This is a genomic window from Paraburkholderia sp. GAS334 (genome assembly GCF_050436625.1).
Lineage (GTDB): Bacteria > Pseudomonadota > Gammaproteobacteria > Burkholderiales > Burkholderiaceae > Paraburkholderia.
In genome coordinates this window covers 1-1,219 of the sequence record NZ_JBNDMO010000099.1, presented here as the reverse complement: position 1 = coordinate 1,219, position 1,219 = coordinate 1, and the positions used below count along the sequence as shown (strand labels likewise).

Sequence of the window (1,219 nt, the reverse complement as noted above, 5' to 3'; positions counted from 1 at the left end):
AAACATGGGGAGGCGCGATAACTGCGCACTTTCCGCTTTCCAAAGCCGGCTTCAAGTGAGCGTTGTCTATGACAACCGGACGGCCGGTTACGGGGCAAGACCGACGCCGGAATGTCCAACTGTCGACGCATGTGAACGGCACTTTGTGGCCGGACTGAGACCTTGCTGCCCTGCGTCCCTGCCAGCCTGCGCGGCCGGTTCTCGCCGGCGACACAATGATTTCGCGTCTCGAAACCCTTGTTCCGCGAGGCTGAACCGGCATGGACATGCGTTATCCGCTCTACGGCACCTGGCTGTCGACCGCGCCCGCTTTCATGCTGCCTTGCGATGACGGGCCCTTGCGGAACTGCGCATAAGGCACACCCCGCTCCGGACGCGCAGTAGTTTCATCGATGACGCGCTCGACATCGGGAACCTCGCGTAGCGCGGCCATGAACGGCGCCACCGGAAAGTCCGGTGCCACGCAGCCCTGGACCAGCATCCAACGCTGCCACACTGTCACCCACAAGGTACTCTGCCGCCACCCTGGCAGGTTGGCCGACAGCCATTGCAGCCGGCGGCGCGTGCTGTCGGCAATCTCCTCGTCGTAAGCGAAGGCGTTCGGCAGGCGGCAGCGCCCTTCCAGCCAACAGTGGTTGCCGTGCTCGATGCGGTGATGCGATTCGCGCTTCCACTCGGCTTCATTCACGCGCGGGCCGGCGGGCTCCGGACAGTTGGGAATCGCAGAGGAGACCTGGAAGAACGGGTCATGACCGCGATTCTGCAGGTCGTCCTCGGCATGCGTGCCGGGCGTCACCAGCATCAGCGCGCACAGCATGCAGCGGTAGTCGATCGTCATCGATGTCCTCCTGAGCCCGGCTTGATGCGAGGAGCCCCCGGTAGCACTCCGCCCCCGGAGGGCCAAGTCCTGCCGTGTCTCCATACTGGTTTTACTCGAAATCCACACCGGCAGGCGCCACCGCGATCACCGGACTTGTCCGGTCCGGCCAGGGGACTCAACTGCATAACCGTCCACGGTACCGGGTCATCCCCACTTCGCACTGACCTTCGGTCTGTGCGCTTTTTCGCATTAGCCCTCCACCGTGCCGGACCAGTTCGTCCAGCCAAAGACCGAACGGTCGTGATCGACCCAGAGTGTGTGGAAACTCCATTTTTGCCGCTGAGCGGTTGATTGCCGATCAGGCTGATCGAGTTTGATACGGAGAGTTTGCACTAATCG

At 62.8% G+C, this 1,219-nt stretch carries 1 protein-coding gene; it reads right to left on the bottom strand.

Features of this window, described 5'->3' with window-relative positions; genetic code table 11:
* Positions 1 to 280 precede the first annotated feature (280 nt).
* Positions 281 to 838, bottom strand: coding sequence for a BON domain-containing protein (locus tag P3T21_RS38405; protein ID WP_429261058.1), 558 nt, complete (start codon positions 836 to 838; stop codon positions 281 to 283).
* Between the last annotated feature and the right edge of the window lie 381 nt (positions 839 to 1,219).